This window comes from Candidatus Competibacter phosphatis (assembly GCF_012939995.1).
Lineage (GTDB): Bacteria > Pseudomonadota > Gammaproteobacteria > Competibacterales > Competibacteraceae > Competibacter > Competibacter phosphatis.
On sequence record NZ_SPMZ01000083.1, the window covers coordinates 1 to 16,873 of the forward strand.

A 16,873-nucleotide genomic window follows, 5' to 3' on the forward strand; every position below is an offset into this window, starting at 1 on the left:
ACGTCTGCATTTGGCCACGCTTCGCTATCAAAACGGTATTCCGATTACCTACTCGTGGTGGATGCCGAGCGCAATCTCTATGCCGCGCAACTCCAGTACGTGCAGGATCAGGGAACTCTGTATACCGCGATGGTCAGCCTGTATGCGGCGCTGGGCGGTGGCTGGGTCAACCAGGCCGAGCAAATGACCGCGCCACCGGTCGCGGCTCCCGTCAAGGAAGGCTGACCGTCCGCGCGTCGTTCACTCCCAACCCGTTGGCGAGGGATCGGGGGTGAAAGCGAAATATTCCATGTGGAATACGATGGAGAATAGACCGATGAGCGAAAAACCCACCAAACCGGCGAGCACTCTCGATGGCGCGGTCAAGGCGCTGCGCGCGCATCTGCTGGAACAGGGCAACCGTTTCGAGCGCGGCCCGGCCTACGAAGGCAATGGCAAGGTGCTGGCCAGTATCAAACAAGCCGTGAGCATGTACGAGGGGTTGGGGTACGCCAAACTGCTGGAATTCGGCGATCCTCCCGTTTATGCGTTGATGCAGCGTGGTCACCGAGAAGCGCATCTGTTCCAGCCGCAAGACCCGCAAATTCGTCAATGGCTGGAAGATGGCCAAGTCGACCTGAATGATCCGGCTATTCGCGACTATCACATGCGGAAATTCGGGCTTAGCGACAGCGATGTCCCCGCCACCGGTAAGCCCCTCCGCTTTCACATCAATGAAGTGGACGATGTATTCATCGCCACCGCCGACGATGTCGATTGAGAAGACGCATTAACGTCCCTCTCCTCGATCAAGGGAGAGGGACTGGCGGTGCCGCTCAAGCCTTGCGGTAGATCTGCCCACCGCTTTCGTTGAACTCCACCGCCTTTTCTTCCAAGCCCCTGGCCAGCGCCGCTTCGGCGTCGAGACCCTGTTGCGCAGCGTAGTCGCGCACTTCCTGCGTGATCTTCATCGAGCAGAAATGCGGGCCGCACATTGAGCAGAAATGCGCGACCTTAGCCGATTCCTTGGGCAAGGTTTCATCGTGGTACTCGCGGGCACGCTCGGGGTCGAGGCCGAGATTGAACTGGTCTTCCCAGCGGAACTCGAAGCGGGCCTTGCTGAGGGCGTTGTCGCGGAGTTGCGCGCCAGGGTGACCCTTGGCCAGATCGGCGGCGTGGGCGGCGATCTTGTAGGCGATGATGCCTTCGCGCACATCCTGCTTGTCGGGCAGACCGAGATGCTCCTTGGGGGTCACGTAGCACAGCATCGCCGTGCCGTACCAGCCGATCTGCGCGGCGCCGATGGCGCTGGTGATGTGATCGTAACCGGGCGCGATATCGGTGGTCAGCGGACCGAGCGTGTAGAACGGCGCCTCGAAGCAGTCGCTCAGCTCCTTATCCATATTCTCCTTGATGAGCTGCATCGGCACATGACCGGGGCCTTCGATCATCACCTGCACGTCGTGCCGCCAAGCGATGTTGGTCAGTTCGCCCAAGGTCTCCAGCTCGCCGAACTGGGCGGCGTCGTTGGCATCGGCCAGCGAGCCGGGCCGCAGCCCGTCGCCCAGTGAGAAGCTCACGTCATACGCCTTCATGATCTCGCAAATCTCGTCGAAGTGCGTGTACAGGAAGTTTTCCTGGTGATGGGCGAGACACCACTTGGCCAGGATCGAGCCGCCGCGCGAGACGATGCCGGTCACCCGGTCGGCGGTGAGCGGCACATAGCGCAGCAGCACCCCGGCGTGGATGGTGAAGTAGTCCACCCCCTGTTCGGCCTGCTCGATCAGCGTGTCGCGAAACAGTTCCCAGCTCAGTTCCTCGGCCTTGCCGTCGACCTTTTCCAACGCCTGATAGATCGGCACCGTGCCGATGGGCACCGGCGCGTTGCGGATGATCCACTCGCGGGTTTCGTGGATATTCTTGCCGGTGGACAGGTCCATGATGGTGTCCGCGCCCCAGCGGATACCCCACACCATTTTCTCGACTTCCTCGGCGATGGAGGAACTGAGCGCCGAATTGCCGAGATTGCCGTTGATCTTCACCAGGAAGTTGCGGCCGATGATCATCGGCTCCAGTTCGGGATGATTGATATTGGCTGGAATGATGGCGCGACCGCGAGCGACTTCGTCGCGTACGAACTCGGGGGTGATTTCATCGGGGATGGCCGCGCCGAAACTCTGGCCGCGATGCTGGCGCAACAACTTGGTGTAGCGCAGGTCTTCGCGCAGTTCCCGCAAGCGCAGGCTCTCGCGGAGGGCGATGTATTCCATCTCCGGGGTGACGATGCCGCGACGCGCGTAGTGCATCTGGGTGACGTTGGCGCCGCTCTTGGCGCGACGCGGGACACGGAGATGTTCAAAGCGCAGGCTGGCCAGCGCCGGGTCGGCGGCGCGGGCACGGCCATAGGCGGAGGTCGGACCTGTGAGCCGCTCGGTGTCGCCGCGTTCTTCGATCCAGCCGGCGCGCACGCTGGGCAGGCCCGCCAGCAGGTCGATGGTGGCGGCGGGATCGGTATAGGGGCCGGAACTATCGTAGACCGGAACAGGCGGATTGGCCTCGATGCCGAAACCGGTTGGGGTCGGCTGTTGAGCGATTTCGCGTAGCGGCACACGGAGATCCGGGCGCGAACCGGTGAGATAAAGCTTGCGAGAATTGGGGAAGGGGCGGGTGGCCGCAGCCGACAACTCGGCGGTGGCGCGAAGAAAATCCTGGGGGGATGGCGCTCATGGGCATCGTCCTGGTTCGGGTGGCGGTGTGGCGACGGACGAGCGGGGAATGCCGATATGCCTGGAGCAGCTTCCCTACGCCGGCATGATCCGGGTCAGGTTCAAAGGGACTCTCTCAGCTCCCGGTAGGGAGCACCCCCGCTTCATTGAATCGTCATTTAAGCATAACCGTGTCGAATCGGGAAATTCGCTTTGCGAATAACCAACGCGCGTGACGACATCACCCTGATGGGCGAAGGCACGATGAGCTCAAGGGAAGGCACGGCCTGTTCGCGTTTGGTTTATGCGTGAATCCTGCTAAACAATCCATTTTTTTCTTATTTTGTTCATAGAGAGTCCCGCATTATATTGCTATAAGTTATTAATAGGGGACATGAACAATGAATCGAGATCGCCTGATCCGGCCGGTGCTTGCCCTTGTCCTAGCGATCGGCCTCCAAGGCGCCGCCTGGGCACAGTACGCGCTGCTCAACGTATCCTACGACCCGACCCGCGAATTTTATCAGGATTTCAACGCTGCCTTTATCAAGTACTGGAAAGCGCAAACTGGTAACACCGTGACCATGCGGCAGTCACATGGCGGCTCGGGCAAGCAGGCACGGGCCGTCATCGATGGTCTGGAAACCGATGTCGTCACCCTGGCGCTGGCCTACGACATCGACGCCATCGCCGAGAAGGCCAAATTGCTTCCGACGGACTGGCAGGCGCGACTGCCATATAACAGCGCGCCTTACACCTCCACCGTCGTGTTTTTGGTCCGCAAGGGCAATCCCAAGGGGATCAGGGACTGGAGCGATCTGGTCAAGCCGGACATTTCGGTGATCACTCCCAACCCCAAGACCTCCGGTGGGGCGCGCTGGAATTACCTGGCCGCCTGGGGCTATGCCCTGAAGCAGTATGGCAACGACGACGCCAAGGCCCGCGATTTCGTGACCCGTCTGTATCGCAACGTCGCCGTGCTCGATTCCGGGGCGCGCGGCTCGACCACGACCTTCGCCGAGCGCGGCATTGGCGATGTACTGATTTCCTGGGAGAACGAAGCCTTTCTCGCCATGCGGGAGCTGGGGGCGGGGCAATTCGAAATGGTGGTTCCCTCCTTGTCGATTCTGGCGGAGCCGCCGGTAACCGTGGTCGATAAGGTGGTGGACAGGAAGGGCACCCGCGCGACCGCCGAAGCCTACTTACGCTATCTCTACAGCCCGGAAGGACAGGATCTGGCCGGTAAGCACTTCTATCGCCCGCGCGACCCCGCAATCGCGGCTCGCTACGCCAGTCAGTTTTCGCCAGTAACCCTGTTTACCATTGATGCGGTGTTCGGCGGCTGGCGACAAGCCCAGAAGATGCATTTCGATGACGGCGGCGTGTTCGACCAGATCATGGCGAATCGCTGATGCATGCCCGTGCCGCGCGGCGGGTCCTGCCGGGGTTTCCGCTGGCGCTGGGCTATACCCTGGTCTATCTGAGTCTCATCGTCCTGATTCCGCTGGGCGCGGTGTTCCTGAAGACCGCGACCCTGGGTGGGGAGCAGTTCTGGGCGATGGTCAGCGCGCCCCGGGTGATGGCGTCCTATCGGATCAGTTTCGGCCTCTCCCTGCTCGCCGCCCTCATCAATGCGGTGTTCGGACTGATCTTCGCCTGGGTGCTGGTGCGTTACCGCTTTCCCGGCAAACGGATCGTGGATGCGCTGGTGGATTTGCCGTTCGCGCTACCCACCGCGGTCGCCGGCATCGCGCTCACCGCCATTTATTCGGGGAACGGCTGGCTGGGACAATGGCTGGAGCCGCTGGGTCTCAAGGTCGCCTTCACCCCGCTGGGCATTCTGGTGGCGCTGACCTTCATTGGTCTGCCTTTCGTGGTGCGCACGGTGCAACCGGTGCTGGAAGACCTGGATACCGAACTGGAAGAAGCGGCCGCCAGTCTCGGCGCGGACCGCTGGCAAACCTTCTGGCGGGTGGTCTTGCCGGTGCTGACGCCGGCGCTGCTGACCGGCTTCGCCCTGGCCTTCGCCCGCGCGGTCGGGGAGTACGGCTCGGTGATCTTCATCGCCGGCAACGTGCCGATGGTGTCGGAAATCACGCCGCTACTGATCATCACCAAGCTGGAGCAATACGACTACGCGGGCGCGACCGCCATCGCGGTGGTCATGCTGGTGGCCTCGTTCGCTCTGCTGTTTCTGATCAACGGCCTGCAAGCCTGGACCAGCCGCCGGCACGGGAGTATCTAAGTCATAGCCGCTTCGATTGCCACCCGCTGGACCGCGCATTCGCAACGATTCGAGGCCAGCGCCGCCACCCGCGAACCCGCCTGGGTGAAAGGCGTGCTGATCGCCGTCGCCTTGTCGTTTTTCAGCCTGTTCCTCTTGTTGCCATTGGTGACCGTATTCGCGGAAGCGCTCCGCAAGGGCTGGGCGGTTTATCTCGCCGCGCTGGTCGAACCGGACGCGCTATTTGCCATTTACTTGACGCTGCTGGTCACCGCCATCGCCGTGCCGCTGAATCTGATATTCGGCGTCACCGCGGCTTGGACGATCGCCAAGTTCGATTTTCGCGGCAAACAGTTGCTGACCACCCTGATCGACCTACCATTCTCAGTGTCGCCGGTCATCGTCGGTCTGATGTACGTGCTGATATTCGGTGCACAGGGCTGGTTCGGACCCTGGCTGATGGAACACGGCGTCAGGATCGTTTTCGCGGTGCCCGGCCTGGTGCTGGCGACGGTGTTCGTCACCTTCCCCTTCGTCGCCCGGGAGCTGATTCCGCTGATGCAGGCCCAGGGGAAGGAAGAAGAGGAAGCGGCGGTGGTGCTGGGTGCGTCGGGCTGGAGGACCTTCTGGCATGTGACCCTGCCGAATATCAAGTGGGGGCTGATCTACGGCGTGGTGCTGTGCAATGCTCGCGCCATGGGCGAGTTCGGCGCGGTCTCGGTAGTGTCCGGCCACATTCGGGGGCAGACCAACACCTTGCCCCTGCATGTGGAGATTCTTTACAACGAATATCAATTCGCCGCCGCCTTTGCGGTGGCTTCGCTACTGGCCCTGCTGGCCTTGTTGACGCTGGTCGTCAAGTCCTGGGTGGAATGGCGGGGGCGGTAACGGTTTGAGTGTTTAAATCAGGATGCCGCCATGAGCATACGAGTACAAAATATCGTCAAGCGTTTCGGTGATTTCGTCGCCCTTGACGATGTCACACTGGATTTTCCGACCGGCGAGCTGGTCGGCCTGTTGGGACCGTCCGGTTGTGGTAAAACCACCTTGCTGCGGATCATTGCCGGCCTGGAGTCCGCTGACAGAGGTCAAGTGTTTCTCGACGGCGGCGATGCCTCGTCCGCTCATGTGCGCGAGCGACAGGTCGGATTTGTGTTTCAGCATTACGCGTTGTTCCGGCACATGAACGTATTCGATAACGTGGCGTTCGGATTGCGCGTCAAACCGCGCCGGCGACGTCCCCCGGAAAGTGAGATTCGCCGGCGGGTGCGCGAACTGCTCGAACTGGTACAACTGGACTGGCTGGCGGAACGCTATCCGCCCCAGCTATCCGGTGGACAGCGCCAGCGGGTTGCCCTGGCGCGCGCCTTGGCGGTCGAGCCGCGCGTGCTGCTGCTCGACGAGCCGTTTGGCGCGTTGGACGCCAAGGTGCGCAAGGAACTGCGGCGCTGGCTGCGCCAGTTGCACGACCGGTTGCATATCACCAGCATTTTCGTGACCCACGATCAGGAGGAGGCTCTGGAGGTATCGGATCGGGTGGTGTTGATGAATCAGGGACGGGTCGAACAGGTGGGGACACCCGAACAGGTCTACGAGCAACCAAGCACGCCATTCGTGTACGGTTTTCTCGGCGCGGTCAATCTGTTTCATGGTCGGATCGACGGCCAGCACCTCCAGGTCGGCGTGGAGAATCTGAGTCTGGGCCAGCACGAGTTTCAGGTCGGCGCCGAAGCACTGGGTTTCGTCCGGCCGCACGAGTTGGAGATCGACACCGATCTGGCGCAAGGCTCGGGTCTTGAAGCGCGGGTCGAGCGGGTGCTGACGCTGGGCGCCACCACGCGGGTCGATCTGGTCGGCGCGGATCACGCAGCCGGTCGGCATTACGAGGTGGAATTGCCGCGCGACCGGATAACCGCGCTGGGGCTAGTCGTCGGACAGCGGGTACGCCTGAAGCCGGCACGGATTCGTTTGTTCTCGCCCCCCCGACCCACGGAACGGACGCCCTGCGCGCCGGATGGCGACCTGGTCGGAGGTTATGGAGAAAATATTTGAATTTCCAACAGCTTCGCATTGTCCAGGAGGCCGTTCGCTGCCAGTTCAATTTGACTGAAGTGGCAAGCGCGCTGTTCACCTCGCAGTCGGGGGTCAGCAAGCACATCAAGGATCTGGAGGACGAACTCGGGGTTGAACTGTTCGTCCGCCGGGGCAAGCGCTTGTTGGGACTGACCGAACCGGGCAAGGAGCTGGTCGAGATTATTCGTCGCATGTTGCTGGACGCCCGCAACATTCACCGAGTCGCCGAGCAATTTTCCCTGCGCGACCAAGGCACGCTCGGTATCGCCGCCACTCACACTCAGGCCCGTTACGCGCTGCCGCCGGTTGTGGCCCGCTTCAGGGCCGCTTTTCCCAAGGTGCGACTGGTGTTGCATCAGGCCAACCCGGATGAAACCGCCGCGCTGCTGCTGGCCGGCGAGGCTGATCTCGGCATCGCCACCGAGGCTCTGGCTGGCGAGTCCGACCTCGCGACCTTCCCCTTTTACGATTGGCATCACGCGGCGATCGTCCCGCAATCCCACCCGCTGGTGGCCGGGACCCCGCTCAATCTCGCCACCCTCGCCGAGTATCCACTGGTTACTTATCACGAAGGTTTCACTGGCCGATCCCGGCTCGACGCCGCGTTCGCGCGGGCCGGACTGACGCCGGATATCGTGCTGTCGGCGCTGGACGCCGATGTGATCAAGACCTACGTCGAACTGGGTTTGGGGGTCGGCATTATCGCCGCCATGGCCTACCATCCCGCGAAAGATACCGGCCTGCGCCTGCTCGACTGCGCGCATCTATTCGAACGCAACACGGCCTGGATCGCCATTCGCCGGGGACGTTATCTCAGAAATTTTGTCTACCGCTTTATCGAACTGTGCAACCCGGCGCTGGACGAAGCCACCATCCGTCGTGTCGGTGCGCCGATCAACCGGCTCGACGCCGACTGATCGGGACCGATACCTCGTTTCGGTGCGAGAGAGTCGGCTGATAGGCGATCAACCATCGAATTGCCGGACATCATTTTACCAGTGATTGTTTCTCATAAACCTTGCGAGGTAACAGGCTCATGGATTACCGATTGTTAGGCGCTTCGGGTTTCAAAGTTCCCGTCCTGACCTTGGGCACGGGCACCTTCGGCGGTCGGGGCGAACTGTTCAAGGCTTGGGGCAGTACCGATGTCGCCGAGGCCAAGCGCCTGGTCGATCTCTGCCTTGAGGCGGGTTTGAACATGTTCGACTCCGCCGACATCTATTCGGACGGCGCGGCCGAGGAAATTCTGGGCGCGGCCATCAAAGGCCGTCGCGACCAGGTGCTGATTTCCACCAAGGCCACCTTCCGTAGTGGTTCCGGCGCCAACGAGGTCGGCTCCTCGCGCCATCATCTCATTCGAGCCGTCGATGGCGCCTTGCGTCGTCTAGGCACCGACTATATCGATCTGTTTCAACTCCACGGCTTCGACGCGGCCACGCCAGTCGAAGAGACCTTGCGTACCCTCGACGATCTGGTCACGGCCGGCAAGCTTCGCTACGTGGGCTGCTCGAATTTCTCAGGTTGGCACCTGATGAAGTCCTTGGCGGTCGCGGAGCGGTACGGCTGGACGCGCTACGTGGCGCATCAGGCGTACTATTCGCTGGTGGGCCGGGAATACGAGTGGGAATTGATGCCGCTGGCCCTCGACCAAGGGGTTGGTTGCGTGGTTTGGAGCCCGCTGGGATGGGGACGGCTCACCGGCCGCATCCGCCGCGGCCAGCCACTGCCCACGGCCAGCCGCTTGCAAAGTTCGGTCGCCACCAGCGCGGGGCCTCAGGTCTCGGAGGAGTATTTGTTCAAGGTCGTGGATACGCTGGACGAAGTGGCCGCCGAAACCGGCAAGACCATTCCCCAGATCGCGCTCAATTGGCTCTTGGGGCGCCCCTCCATCGCCACGGTCATCATCGGCGCGCGCGACGAGAACCAGCTCCGCGACAACCTGGGCGCCGTCGGCTGGAGCCTCACGGCCGAACAAGTCGCGAAACTGGATCAGGCCAGTGCCGTGCCGAGGATTTACCCTTACTGGCATCAAGCCGGGTTCAGCGAGCGGAATCCATTCCCAACCGGGGCGTGAACCCGCACCCGCCGTTCCGGCGGCGGGCACGACGGGCGTCCAGCACGATCAGCCGCTGGCCGATGGAAAAAAAGCGTTCAGATGGGTGCGCAAGGCGGCGGCCAGCGCTCGCGCGGCCGGACCCGCCCCGGTTTCATCGGCCACCACCAGGTAGAGCGCCCGACGATGGCGGGCGCCGCTGGTCAAAGGCAAGGGCAGCAACTGGCCGGCGTCCAACTGTTCCCGGATCGAATGGCGCGGCAGCCAACTGAACGCCAAACCCGCGCTAACCAGCGCCAGCGCAGTGTCCGGGTGACTGACCGTCCAGCGCCGGGCAGACAACCAGCCTTCGTCGCGTGGCTGGCGGGCACCGGAATCGCGCACCACCACTTGAGTGGCGTTTTCCAGGTCGGCGGCGCTCAACGCCGCGCCGCGCTGGTGCAGAGGATGGTCGGGCGCGGCCACCGCCACGAATTCGGCTTCGGCAACGGCGTCGCCCAGAAAACCCGGCGGTACCCGAGTGACCAGCGCGAGATCGACTTCGCCGCGCAGCAAGGCATCCTCGGCGCCCGACAGCATTTCCTCGTGCAACTGTAGGCGCGTCGCCGGGCATTGTGCCGCGAACGCCGCCAGCGCGGCCAGCAACGGGGCAGTGGGACATAGCCCGTCCACCGCCAGCCGCACTTCGGGTTCCCAGCCTTGGAGCAACGCGCGGGCACGCCGCTCCAAGCGGAATGCGGTATCCAGCAGCGGCCGAGCGTCCCGCAGCAACGCCTCGCCAGCAGGGGTCAACACCATGCGGCGACCGTCCGGGACCAGCAGATCCACGCCCAATTGGGCCTGCAAACGCGCCACGGCGTAACTGATCGCCGACTGACTGCGATGCAGCGTGGCGGCGGCTTGGGCAAAACCGCCGCATTCCACAATGGCCTGCAAGACTTGCCATTGCTCCAGCGTGGTTCGCGGAATGGGCATCGAATTGGTCGAATAAGCAGCAGTTGAAATCGACGGTGATGCTGTCATGGAACAGCCTTACTTTGCCGGCACAGATCAAAGCGGCCAGGATTTTCGATAACGATACCCCGGACCGGTTGAAAAGCGCCATGCGGATGCGTGCATCGGCGTCGATGTCTTGATCGTTCCACGACAATCCGCTGCCCGGCGCGGTCTATTGGGAACGAAACTTGTGCTCGTGGGACCTCCACCATTTTCCCTAAATCGATATCTGCCAAACGATGGCAAAGGAGCTTCGGATGAAAACTCGACACCTTGGCGCTCAAGGACCCACCGTCTCGGCCATCGGCCTGGGCTGCATGGGCATGAGCGATTTCTACAGCGGGCGCGACGACGCGGAGTCCCTCGCCACCCTGCACCGCGCCCTGGAACTCGGTATCACCTTTCTGGACACCGCCGACATGTATGGCCCGCACACCAATGAGGAACTGGTGGGCCGGGCGATTCGAGGTCAACGCGACCGGGTATTTTTGGCGACCAAGTTCGGCATCGTGCGCGATCCCCACGATCCCAGCCGGCGCGGTATCAATGGGCGTCCCGAATATGTCCGCGCCGCCTGCGAGGGCAGTCTCCGACGCTTGGGCGTGGAGACGATCGACCTGTACTACCAGCACCGGCTCGATCCGAACACGCCAATCGAGGACACCGTCGGCGCGATGGCCGATTTGGTCCGGGCCGGCAAGATCCGTTATCTCGGCCTTTCGGAAGTTTCGGCGGCCACCCTGGAACGGGCTTGCGCGGTGCATCCGATCACAGCGGTCCAGTCCGAGTATTCGCTGTGGACCCGCGACCCGGAAACGGACGGCGTATTCGCCGCCTGCCGACGCTTGGGCGTGGGCTTCGTCGCCTACAGCCCGCTCGGACGCGGCTTTCTGACCGGTGCCATCCAACGGCCGGAAGACTTCGCCGAGGACGACTATCGCCGGACCAGCCCGCGTTTTCAGGGGGAGAATTTCACCCGGAACCTGCATCTGGTGGAGCAGGTCGAGGCGCTGGCTCAACGCAAGGGATGCAAAGCCTCGCAACTCGCGCTGGCCTGGGTCTTGGCTCAAGGCGAGGACATCGTTCCGATTCCCGGTACCAAGCGACGCCGCTATCTGGAGGAAAATATCGACGCGGTCGAAATCGCCCTCACCCCGGAAGAACGGGCGGAACTGGATGCTTTCTTTCCGCCGGACGCCGTCGCTGGACTTCGTTATCCCGAAGAGATGATGCGGTTAGTGAATGCCTGAAGCGAACACGAACCTGGATCGATCAGCTTGAATGATCGAAAAAAATAGATCAATCAGTCGGAAATATTGCGCTTTTTTATCTATTGAATCGGTCAGATAATGCCTCCAGATCAAGTTCCGCCCTAGGCGAACCGAACTTCTTGAATCTGGAGGCATTGAACATGAGCGCGAACACCACCGTATCCGAAACCACTTTCCGCAGTCGCGAAGTCGAACGCCGGGTGACTGGCCAAGCGGTGTCCGATGGCGCCGGCGTCAAACTGTTGCGGGTGCTGACCGCCGACTTGCAGCGGCGCCTGGACCCATTCCTGATGCTGGATGAATTTCGTTCCGACAACCCGGACGATTACTTGGCCGGGTTCCCGGATCACCCGCACCGGGGTTTCGAAACAGTCACCTATATGCTGGCCGGGCGGATGCGGCATCGGGACAACGCTGGTCACGAGGGACTACTGACCGCCGGCGGGGTGCAATGGATGACGGCCGGGCGCGGCATCGTCCATTCGGAGCTACCCGAACAGGAAAACGGCTTGATGCATGGCTTCCAGCTCTGGGTCAACCTGCCGGCGCGGGACAAGCTGACGACGCCGGCTTATCAGGATCTTCCCGAGGCGGCGATTCCCGGGTACCAAGCCGTCAGCGGCGCGACGATCAAGGTGATCGCCGGCGACAGCGAGGGCGTGACCGGCGCGATCCAGCGCGATGCCACCGCACCGTTGTATCTGGATATCGAACTACCGGCGGGGACGACCCACCTGGCGGCGATTCCGGTCGGCCACAATGCCTTTGGATATGTTTATCAGGGGCAAGTGGAAGTAGGTGAACGCAGCGATACGGTCGCGGCTCGTCAATTGGCGGTACTGAGCAACGCGCCCGAAGCCGACGGGGTCCGGTTGCGCAGCGCGGAGGGAGCACGGTTGCTGCTGGTCGCCGGTCGACCGCTGCACGAGCCCATCGTCCAATGGGGGCCGTTCGTCATGAATCGACGAGAAGAAGTCGAACAGGCGCTGGCCGACTATCGGGCCGGGCGGTTCTGAGCGTACATTCCGATCCCGGAGGTGATCCCATGTCTTTTCCCAGCGTTTTCGTATCGCACGGCGCACCCAGCCTGCTCCTGGAACCGGAGCAGCCGGCTTATCGATTCCTACAGACCTTCGGCGCGGAACTGGGCCAACCGGCGGCGATTCTGGTGGTGTCGGCCCATTGGGAAACCACCGTGCCGACGCTGACCAGCGCCCCACGCCTGGAGACCATCCACGATTTCGGTGGTTTCGATCCGGCGCTTTACGCCATGCGTTACCAGCCGCCCGGTGCTCGCGAGCTCGGTGTCCAGGCGCGGGCATTGCTGGAGGGCGCCGGCTTTGACCCGCGTCTCGATCCGAAACGCGGCATCGACCACGGCGGCTGGGTGCCGCTGATGCTGATGTACCCGGAGGCCGATGTGCCCGTAGTGCAGTTGAGCGTGCAGTCCCGGCTAAGCGCGGCTCATCATCACCGGCTGGGTCAGGCGTTGCGCCCCTTGCGGGAGGAGGGGGTGCTGATTCTGGCCTCGGGGGAGCCTGACCCACAATTTGCGGGCCGCGTTCCACTGGGTTCCGGGGACACCGACACCGGCGCCGGTCGGCGCTTTCAGCGACTGGGTGGTTGATACGCTAACCGGATCTCGTCCAAACGATCTGTTGGAGTACGAGCGGCAGGCGCCCGAGGCGCGCTGGAACCACCCGACCCCGGAGCATTTTCTGCCGTTGCTGGTAGCCTTGGGAGCGGGAACGCCGAGCGTGGTGCCCCATCGAGTCCATGCCAGCGTCACCCTTGGGGTGCTGGCCATGGATGCCTATGTGTTCGCTTGAGCCGCGTTGCCGATACCAGCGCCGTTGGCGATCACTCTCCTCATGGCAACCCCCGGCAGCGTGCAGGTCCTGAAGTCTCAACACAGTGGCTCACCAGATTGCGCAAGTGCTTTTAGACGATGACAAGATCGATTGAATCATCGGCAGCAAAACCGGGGCAGCCATCGGGCCATACAGCGGTTGTGGATGTATTGAAGGCGTTGTCGAGCAGATTCCATCGGGAGCGACCGTCCAAACACCAACCGAAGGCCGAATGCATATACGTGGTCGATAGTCTTGTCGGAGGAAGAAAATACTTGGCAACGAGAGGCGAGGCCATGTATATGCCCGCAAGCTTTAAGCCTTCTCGCCGTCATCGATTGAGGCTTGTGGCAAACCGGGGCACCCATGTATGAGCTTTCTAGAAATGTTGGCGTCCACTTTTTTCGGCCTACCTCAGACCTGGACTTGTTGAAAACACTGGATATCCTCAGCAAGCAGTCCCCATTCAATATCTTGCCAGGTCCGGTGTCAGGGCGAGCGCCTCGGCCACCTGTTTGCGCAGCCCATGGGGAACGGGCTGGTTGATGAGCAGGCTGAAGGGTTGCCAACCTCCCTGGCGCTTGACGAAGCCCGCATAGCAACTGTCCAACCCCAACCCATCCACCGAGTGGATGCCCTTCTGCTTCAGGGTGGCCACGATCCGGTCCAGCTCCTCGGATACCAGGTACGGATCACCCCCGCCCTTCACCCAGAGGCGACCGTCACCGGTCATATGAAAGTCCGTGCGGAACCGGTGTCCCATTCCCCAGCGTTGGATGGATGCCAGGGCGGTGAGAATCTTCATGGTCGAGGCGGGCACCATCGGCCTGTCCGCATGCCGGGAGATGCGTGTATGCCCGTTCTCCTCCATGAGCAGGCTCGCATTGGGTAGCGCGAGCACCTTGGAAATCGGGGTGTCGGACGCGCAGAAAGCATGCCGTTGAGGCCAGCACAGGCCCACGAAGAGCAGGGCCACCATCAATGGCACGAAAGGAAATTTTTTCATCGAAACGCGGACCATCGGGATTGAGAGCGTCATAGTATGGAAACAAGATGGAGAGAATACAGCCAGAGCGAGCGGTACCCTTCTCGCATCGCCCTGATCGGCAAGCGCCAGGAAGCATCCCAATGAATACCGTCATTACATGTGGATAATCCCGATTCAGGCTGACTACGGACAACACCCCCCTTTTTATCGTATCCTCAAAGGGCCTTCATCCGCCCATTATCACGACATTGATCTACTGCAATGGAAACAGACAACCCTATTCGCTTCGCGGTACCCGCACCTTGGCGCATCAAAGCCGCCATGGCCCCAGTGAGCCTCCTCATGCTGCTCATGCTCGCTTCCTGTGCACAGCAGCCCTGGCTTCACGAGCAGGCAGCGGAATCTGAGCCGGTTCTTGCCCCAGAGTCCGTAGTGGCTGAAGAGAGGAACCCAACACCCGAGCAGGAGAACCCAACATCCGAGCAGGAGGACCCAACACCCGAGAAGGAGAAGCCAACACCCAAGAAGGAGAAGACCTCGCTCTGGGAGTGGAACGGGAACGACCGTCAGATCTCCCACATCGAGGTGGATCTCAAAAGCCAGAAGGCCCACTTCTACGATGGCGATAAGCCCATCGGCTGGACCTACGTCGCCTCCGGTCTGAAGAAATACCCGACACCAATCGGGCAATTCGCCGTAACAGAGAAAGCGTCCGAGAAACAATCCAATTTATACGGCAACATCTACGATGCCAAGGGCCGCCTAGTGAAATCGAACGCCACCCCTGGCAGAGACAGGATTCCCGCTGGAGGACGCTTCGAGGGTGCCCGCATGCCCTATTTCATGAGACTCACCTCCGACGGAATCGGTTTACACGCGGGCCGCATACCAAGGCCTGGCTCCCCGGCCTCTCACGGCTGCATCCGTATGCCAAATAAAGTCGCGACGCTTCTCTTCGAGCGTGTCAACCTTGGCACCAAGGTGACTATTACCGGAAATGGCCCGAATTACGGCGATTATGTCGAGCGGCAGCGCCGGGCACGAGCAGCGGAGAAAGCCCTTGCTGCAAAAAAAGGCCGCCCAGGCCACCAAGACGGTCGCCAAGGCGGAGCCGGCCTCCCAGACCAAACCAGCAACCCAGGCAGAATCAACCAACCAGGCTGCGCCGGCCCCTCAGGCTGCGCCGGCCCCTCAGGCTGCGCCGGCTCCTCAGGCTGCGCCAACCTCACAGACCGAGCCACCCACACAGGCTGCGTCTACCCCAGAGGCTGCGTCAGCGACCCCGGCCGCGCCAGCCCCGAAGGCTGCACCAGCCTCCCAAGCTAAACCGACTCCCCCCGGCCGCACCGGAGACCCCAGCCGCGCCAGCCTCACCAGGCCGCGCCCGCGACCAAGGCCACGTCCAGCGACCCCGGTCGTGCCAGCCCCGAAGGCTGAGCCGGCCCCGAAGGCTGCGCCGGAGACTCACATCGCCGACAATCCTTAATGTCATGAGATGATCCGCCTCACTCTCCCAACGAACCAGAAGCGGGTACTTCAACACCGTTAACGCCACGCAAAAAAAGGCGGGTATTGTTTTTACGGATCCTTTCGCGATGAATCCATGCCGCGATTTCATCGCCAACGGCGCTGTTGCAAAAGCTGGGATATCTGGGATCATGGTGCCTTGAGCTAACCGAGGTGGAGGCATGAACGATTTCAAATGGCGCCACTGTCAGGGTGAAATCATTCTGGGCGGTACGCTGGTATTGCAAGTACGGCATCAGCTAGCGCGATTTGGAAGAGATGCCCTGCGAGCGGGGTGTTCAGGTCGATCACACCACCTTTTATCGTTGGGTCCAGCGCCATGTACCAGAGATCGAGAAGCGGCACGGTGGTATTAGCAACGACCCTTAGAATCTTTACAGTTGAAGGTTGATGAAATCTATCTAAAAGTCAAAGGCCGTTGGGTCTATTTCTATCGCGCCATTGACAAGCGAGGCCACACTCTCGACTTTTATCCATCGCCCATGCGCAAAGCGAAAGCGGCCAAGCGGTTTTTGGACAAGGCCCTCAATGGGTTGAAAGTTTTGGAAAAACCGAAGACCATCAACACCGATAAAGCAGCAGCCTATACAGTACACCATCAACGCCCTTAAAGCCGAAGGGCAAATGCCCCACCAACACTGTGCACCGCCAAGTCAAATACCTGAACAATCTCATCAAGGCCGATCACGGTAAACTGAAACGGTTCATCAAGCCGACGCTCGGCTTCCAGTCGATGAAAACCGCCTATGCAACTCTCAAAAGATTTGAGGTAATGCGCGGCCTACGCAAAGACTAAACCGCTCCGTGGTGTTACGAAACGGGAACATTAGGGGAAATCCGCCTAATTCACCGGAACTTCGGGTTTCATACTGCTGAGAAGCTGTACAAAAACTAACACATTGATATTATTATAGTATTTTTGATAAAATAAGCCAAAATCCGGCGATTATTTTAATTTCAGAGATTCTATTCGAGGTGCTGCATGGCTTGGCCAAAAGAAATTCCTGGTAAGAGGTATCCCAGTGATTTGACAGATGAAGAATGGGAAATCTTGGAGCCGATTTTAAAAAAGCCGATCCTTATACGACAGGTCGGCCCCGTAAAGTCGATCTCCGCGAAGTGATAAATGCCATTTTTTACCTGAACAAGACGGGTTGTCAATGGCGGTATTTGCCTAAAGATTTTCCCCACTATACCTTAATTAGTT

Annotated in this window: 15 protein-coding genes, 3 pseudogenes and 1 riboswitch; of the genes and pseudogenes, 15 read left to right on the plus strand and 3 right to left on the minus strand. The window is 61.0% G+C overall.

Annotation, left to right across the window (positions count from 1 at the left end; genetic code table 11):
* A pseudogene (locus tag E4P82_RS20000) lies at positions 1-225 on the plus strand (hypothetical protein); the annotation flags it as partial.
* Positions 226-316: 91 nt separating this feature from the next.
* A complete protein-coding gene (locus E4P82_RS20005) occupies positions 317-760 on the plus strand; it encodes a hypothetical protein (RefSeq protein WP_169250530.1) in 444 nt (147 codons plus the stop codon).
* Between the two features lie 55 nt (positions 761-815).
* On the opposite strand, the gene thiC is transcribed toward E4P82_RS20005, so the two are convergent.
* Positions 816-2,663: a phosphomethylpyrimidine synthase ThiC gene (gene thiC, locus E4P82_RS20010; protein WP_169250531.1), complete on the minus strand. Its 1,848-nt coding sequence runs from the start codon at positions 2,661-2,663 to the stop codon at positions 816-818.
* 96 nt (positions 2,664-2,759) lie between these two features.
* Positions 2,760-2,855, minus strand: a riboswitch (TPP riboswitch).
* A 230-nt stretch (positions 2,856-3,085) separates the two neighbouring features.
* Here thiC and E4P82_RS20015 point away from each other — a divergent pair.
* From E4P82_RS20015 to E4P82_RS20040, 6 genes are all read left to right on the plus strand, one after another.
* Positions 3,086-4,096: a sulfate ABC transporter substrate-binding protein gene (locus E4P82_RS20015; RefSeq protein WP_169250532.1), complete on the plus strand. Its 1,011-nt coding sequence runs from the start codon at positions 3,086-3,088 to the stop codon at positions 4,094-4,096.
* Positions 4,096-4,929, plus strand: a complete 834-nt coding sequence (cysT, locus tag E4P82_RS20020) for a sulfate ABC transporter permease subunit CysT (protein ID WP_169250533.1) — start codon at positions 4,096-4,098, stop codon at positions 4,927-4,929. The genes E4P82_RS20015 and cysT overlap by 1 nt, the downstream gene beginning before the upstream one ends.
* Positions 4,930-4,932: 3 nt before the next feature.
* Positions 4,933-5,796, plus strand: coding sequence for a sulfate ABC transporter permease subunit CysW (gene cysW / locus E4P82_RS20025; RefSeq protein ID WP_169250543.1), 864 nt, complete (start codon positions 4,933-4,935; stop codon positions 5,794-5,796).
* 30 nt (positions 5,797-5,826) lie between these two features.
* Positions 5,827-6,960, plus strand: coding sequence for a sulfate/molybdate ABC transporter ATP-binding protein (locus E4P82_RS20030; RefSeq protein ID WP_169250534.1), 1,134 nt, complete (start codon positions 5,827-5,829; stop codon positions 6,958-6,960).
* Positions 6,957-7,898, plus strand: coding sequence for a CysB family HTH-type transcriptional regulator (locus tag E4P82_RS20035; protein ID WP_169250535.1), 942 nt, complete (start codon positions 6,957-6,959; stop codon positions 7,896-7,898). Before E4P82_RS20030 ends, E4P82_RS20035 begins: the two co-directional genes overlap by 4 nt.
* A 119-nt stretch (positions 7,899-8,017) precedes the next feature.
* Positions 8,018-9,055 (plus strand): aldo/keto reductase, encoded by a 1,038-nt coding sequence (locus E4P82_RS20040; RefSeq protein ID WP_169250536.1) that lies wholly within the window; start codon positions 8,018-8,020, stop codon positions 9,053-9,055.
* A 48-nt stretch (positions 9,056-9,103) separates the two neighbouring features.
* Here the strand turns inward: E4P82_RS20040 and E4P82_RS20045 are convergent, their stop codons facing one another.
* Entirely contained in the window at positions 9,104-10,009 is a 906-nt protein-coding gene (locus tag E4P82_RS20045) for a LysR family transcriptional regulator (RefSeq protein ID WP_169250537.1), read from the minus strand.
* A gap of 278 nt (positions 10,010-10,287) precedes the next feature.
* Between E4P82_RS20045 and E4P82_RS20050 the strand changes: the two genes are divergently transcribed.
* From E4P82_RS20050 to E4P82_RS23340, 4 genes are all read left to right on the plus strand, one after another.
* Entirely contained in the window at positions 10,288-11,280 is a 993-nt protein-coding gene (locus E4P82_RS20050; protein ID WP_169250538.1) for an aldo/keto reductase, read from the plus strand.
* A gap of 161 nt (positions 11,281-11,441) precedes the next feature.
* On the plus strand, positions 11,442-12,317 hold the full coding sequence (locus E4P82_RS20055) for a pirin family protein (protein WP_169250539.1): 876 nt from the start codon (positions 11,442-11,444) through the stop codon (positions 12,315-12,317).
* Positions 12,318-12,346: 29 nt separating this feature from the next.
* Positions 12,347-12,928: a DODA-type extradiol aromatic ring-opening family dioxygenase gene (locus tag E4P82_RS20060; RefSeq protein ID WP_312915875.1), complete on the plus strand. Its 582-nt coding sequence runs from the start codon at positions 12,347-12,349 to the stop codon at positions 12,926-12,928.
* Positions 12,921-13,130 (plus strand): class III extradiol ring-cleavage dioxygenase family protein, encoded by a 210-nt coding sequence (locus E4P82_RS23340; RefSeq protein WP_420887146.1) that lies wholly within the window; start codon positions 12,921-12,923, stop codon positions 13,128-13,130. The genes E4P82_RS20060 and E4P82_RS23340 overlap by 8 nt, the downstream gene beginning before the upstream one ends.
* A 487-nt stretch (positions 13,131-13,617) precedes the next feature.
* On the opposite strand, the gene E4P82_RS20065 is transcribed toward E4P82_RS23340, so the two are convergent.
* Complete coding sequence (locus E4P82_RS20065) at positions 13,618-14,157, minus strand: D-alanyl-D-alanine carboxypeptidase (protein WP_169250540.1); 540 nt, start codon at positions 14,155-14,157, stop codon at positions 13,618-13,620.
* Positions 14,158-14,481: 324 nt separating this feature from the next.
* Here E4P82_RS20065 and E4P82_RS20070 point away from each other — a divergent pair, with 324 nt between their 5' ends.
* The 3 genes and pseudogenes from E4P82_RS20070 to E4P82_RS20080 form a co-directional block, all read left to right on the plus strand.
* Entirely contained in the window at positions 14,482-15,465 is a 984-nt protein-coding gene (locus E4P82_RS20070) for a L,D-transpeptidase family protein (RefSeq protein ID WP_169250541.1), read from the plus strand.
* Positions 15,466-15,827: 362 nt separating this feature from the next.
* Positions 15,828-16,561: pseudogene (locus tag E4P82_RS20075) on the plus strand (IS6 family transposase).
* Between the two features lie 87 nt (positions 16,562-16,648).
* Positions 16,649-16,873 (plus strand): annotated as a pseudogene (locus E4P82_RS20080) (transposase); the annotation flags it as partial.

What these genes read in the sequence shown, in the direction of transcription:
- E4P82_RS20005 (WP_169250530.1), top strand. Translation starts at nt 317, where the DNA reads ATGAGCGAAAAACCCACCAAACCGGCGAGCACTCTCGATGGCGCGGTC.
- E4P82_RS20040 (WP_169250536.1), top strand. Translation starts at nt 8,018, where the DNA reads ATGGATTACCGATTGTTAGGCGCTTCGGGTTTCAAAGTTCCCGTCCTG.
- cysT (WP_169250533.1), top strand. Translation starts at nt 4,096, where the DNA reads ATGCATGCCCGTGCCGCGCGGCGGGTCCTGCCGGGGTTTCCGCTGGCG.
- E4P82_RS20015 (WP_169250532.1), top strand. Translation starts at nt 3,086, where the DNA reads ATGAATCGAGATCGCCTGATCCGGCCGGTGCTTGCCCTTGTCCTAGCG.
- E4P82_RS20060 (WP_312915875.1), top strand. Translation starts at nt 12,347, where the DNA reads ATGTCTTTTCCCAGCGTTTTCGTATCGCACGGCGCACCCAGCCTGCTC.
- E4P82_RS20065 (WP_169250540.1), bottom strand. Translation starts at nt 14,157, where the DNA reads ATGAAAAAATTTCCTTTCGTGCCATTGATGGTGGCCCTGCTCTTCGTG.
- E4P82_RS20030 (WP_169250534.1), top strand. Translation starts at nt 5,827, where the DNA reads ATGAGCATACGAGTACAAAATATCGTCAAGCGTTTCGGTGATTTCGTC.
- E4P82_RS20050 (WP_169250538.1), top strand. Translation starts at nt 10,288, where the DNA reads ATGAAAACTCGACACCTTGGCGCTCAAGGACCCACCGTCTCGGCCATC.
- E4P82_RS20055 (WP_169250539.1), top strand. Translation starts at nt 11,442, where the DNA reads ATGAGCGCGAACACCACCGTATCCGAAACCACTTTCCGCAGTCGCGAA.
- E4P82_RS20070 (WP_169250541.1), top strand. Translation starts at nt 14,482, where the DNA reads ATGCTGCTCATGCTCGCTTCCTGTGCACAGCAGCCCTGGCTTCACGAG.
- E4P82_RS20045 (WP_169250537.1), bottom strand. Translation starts at nt 10,009, where the DNA reads ATGCCCATTCCGCGAACCACGCTGGAGCAATGGCAAGTCTTGCAGGCC.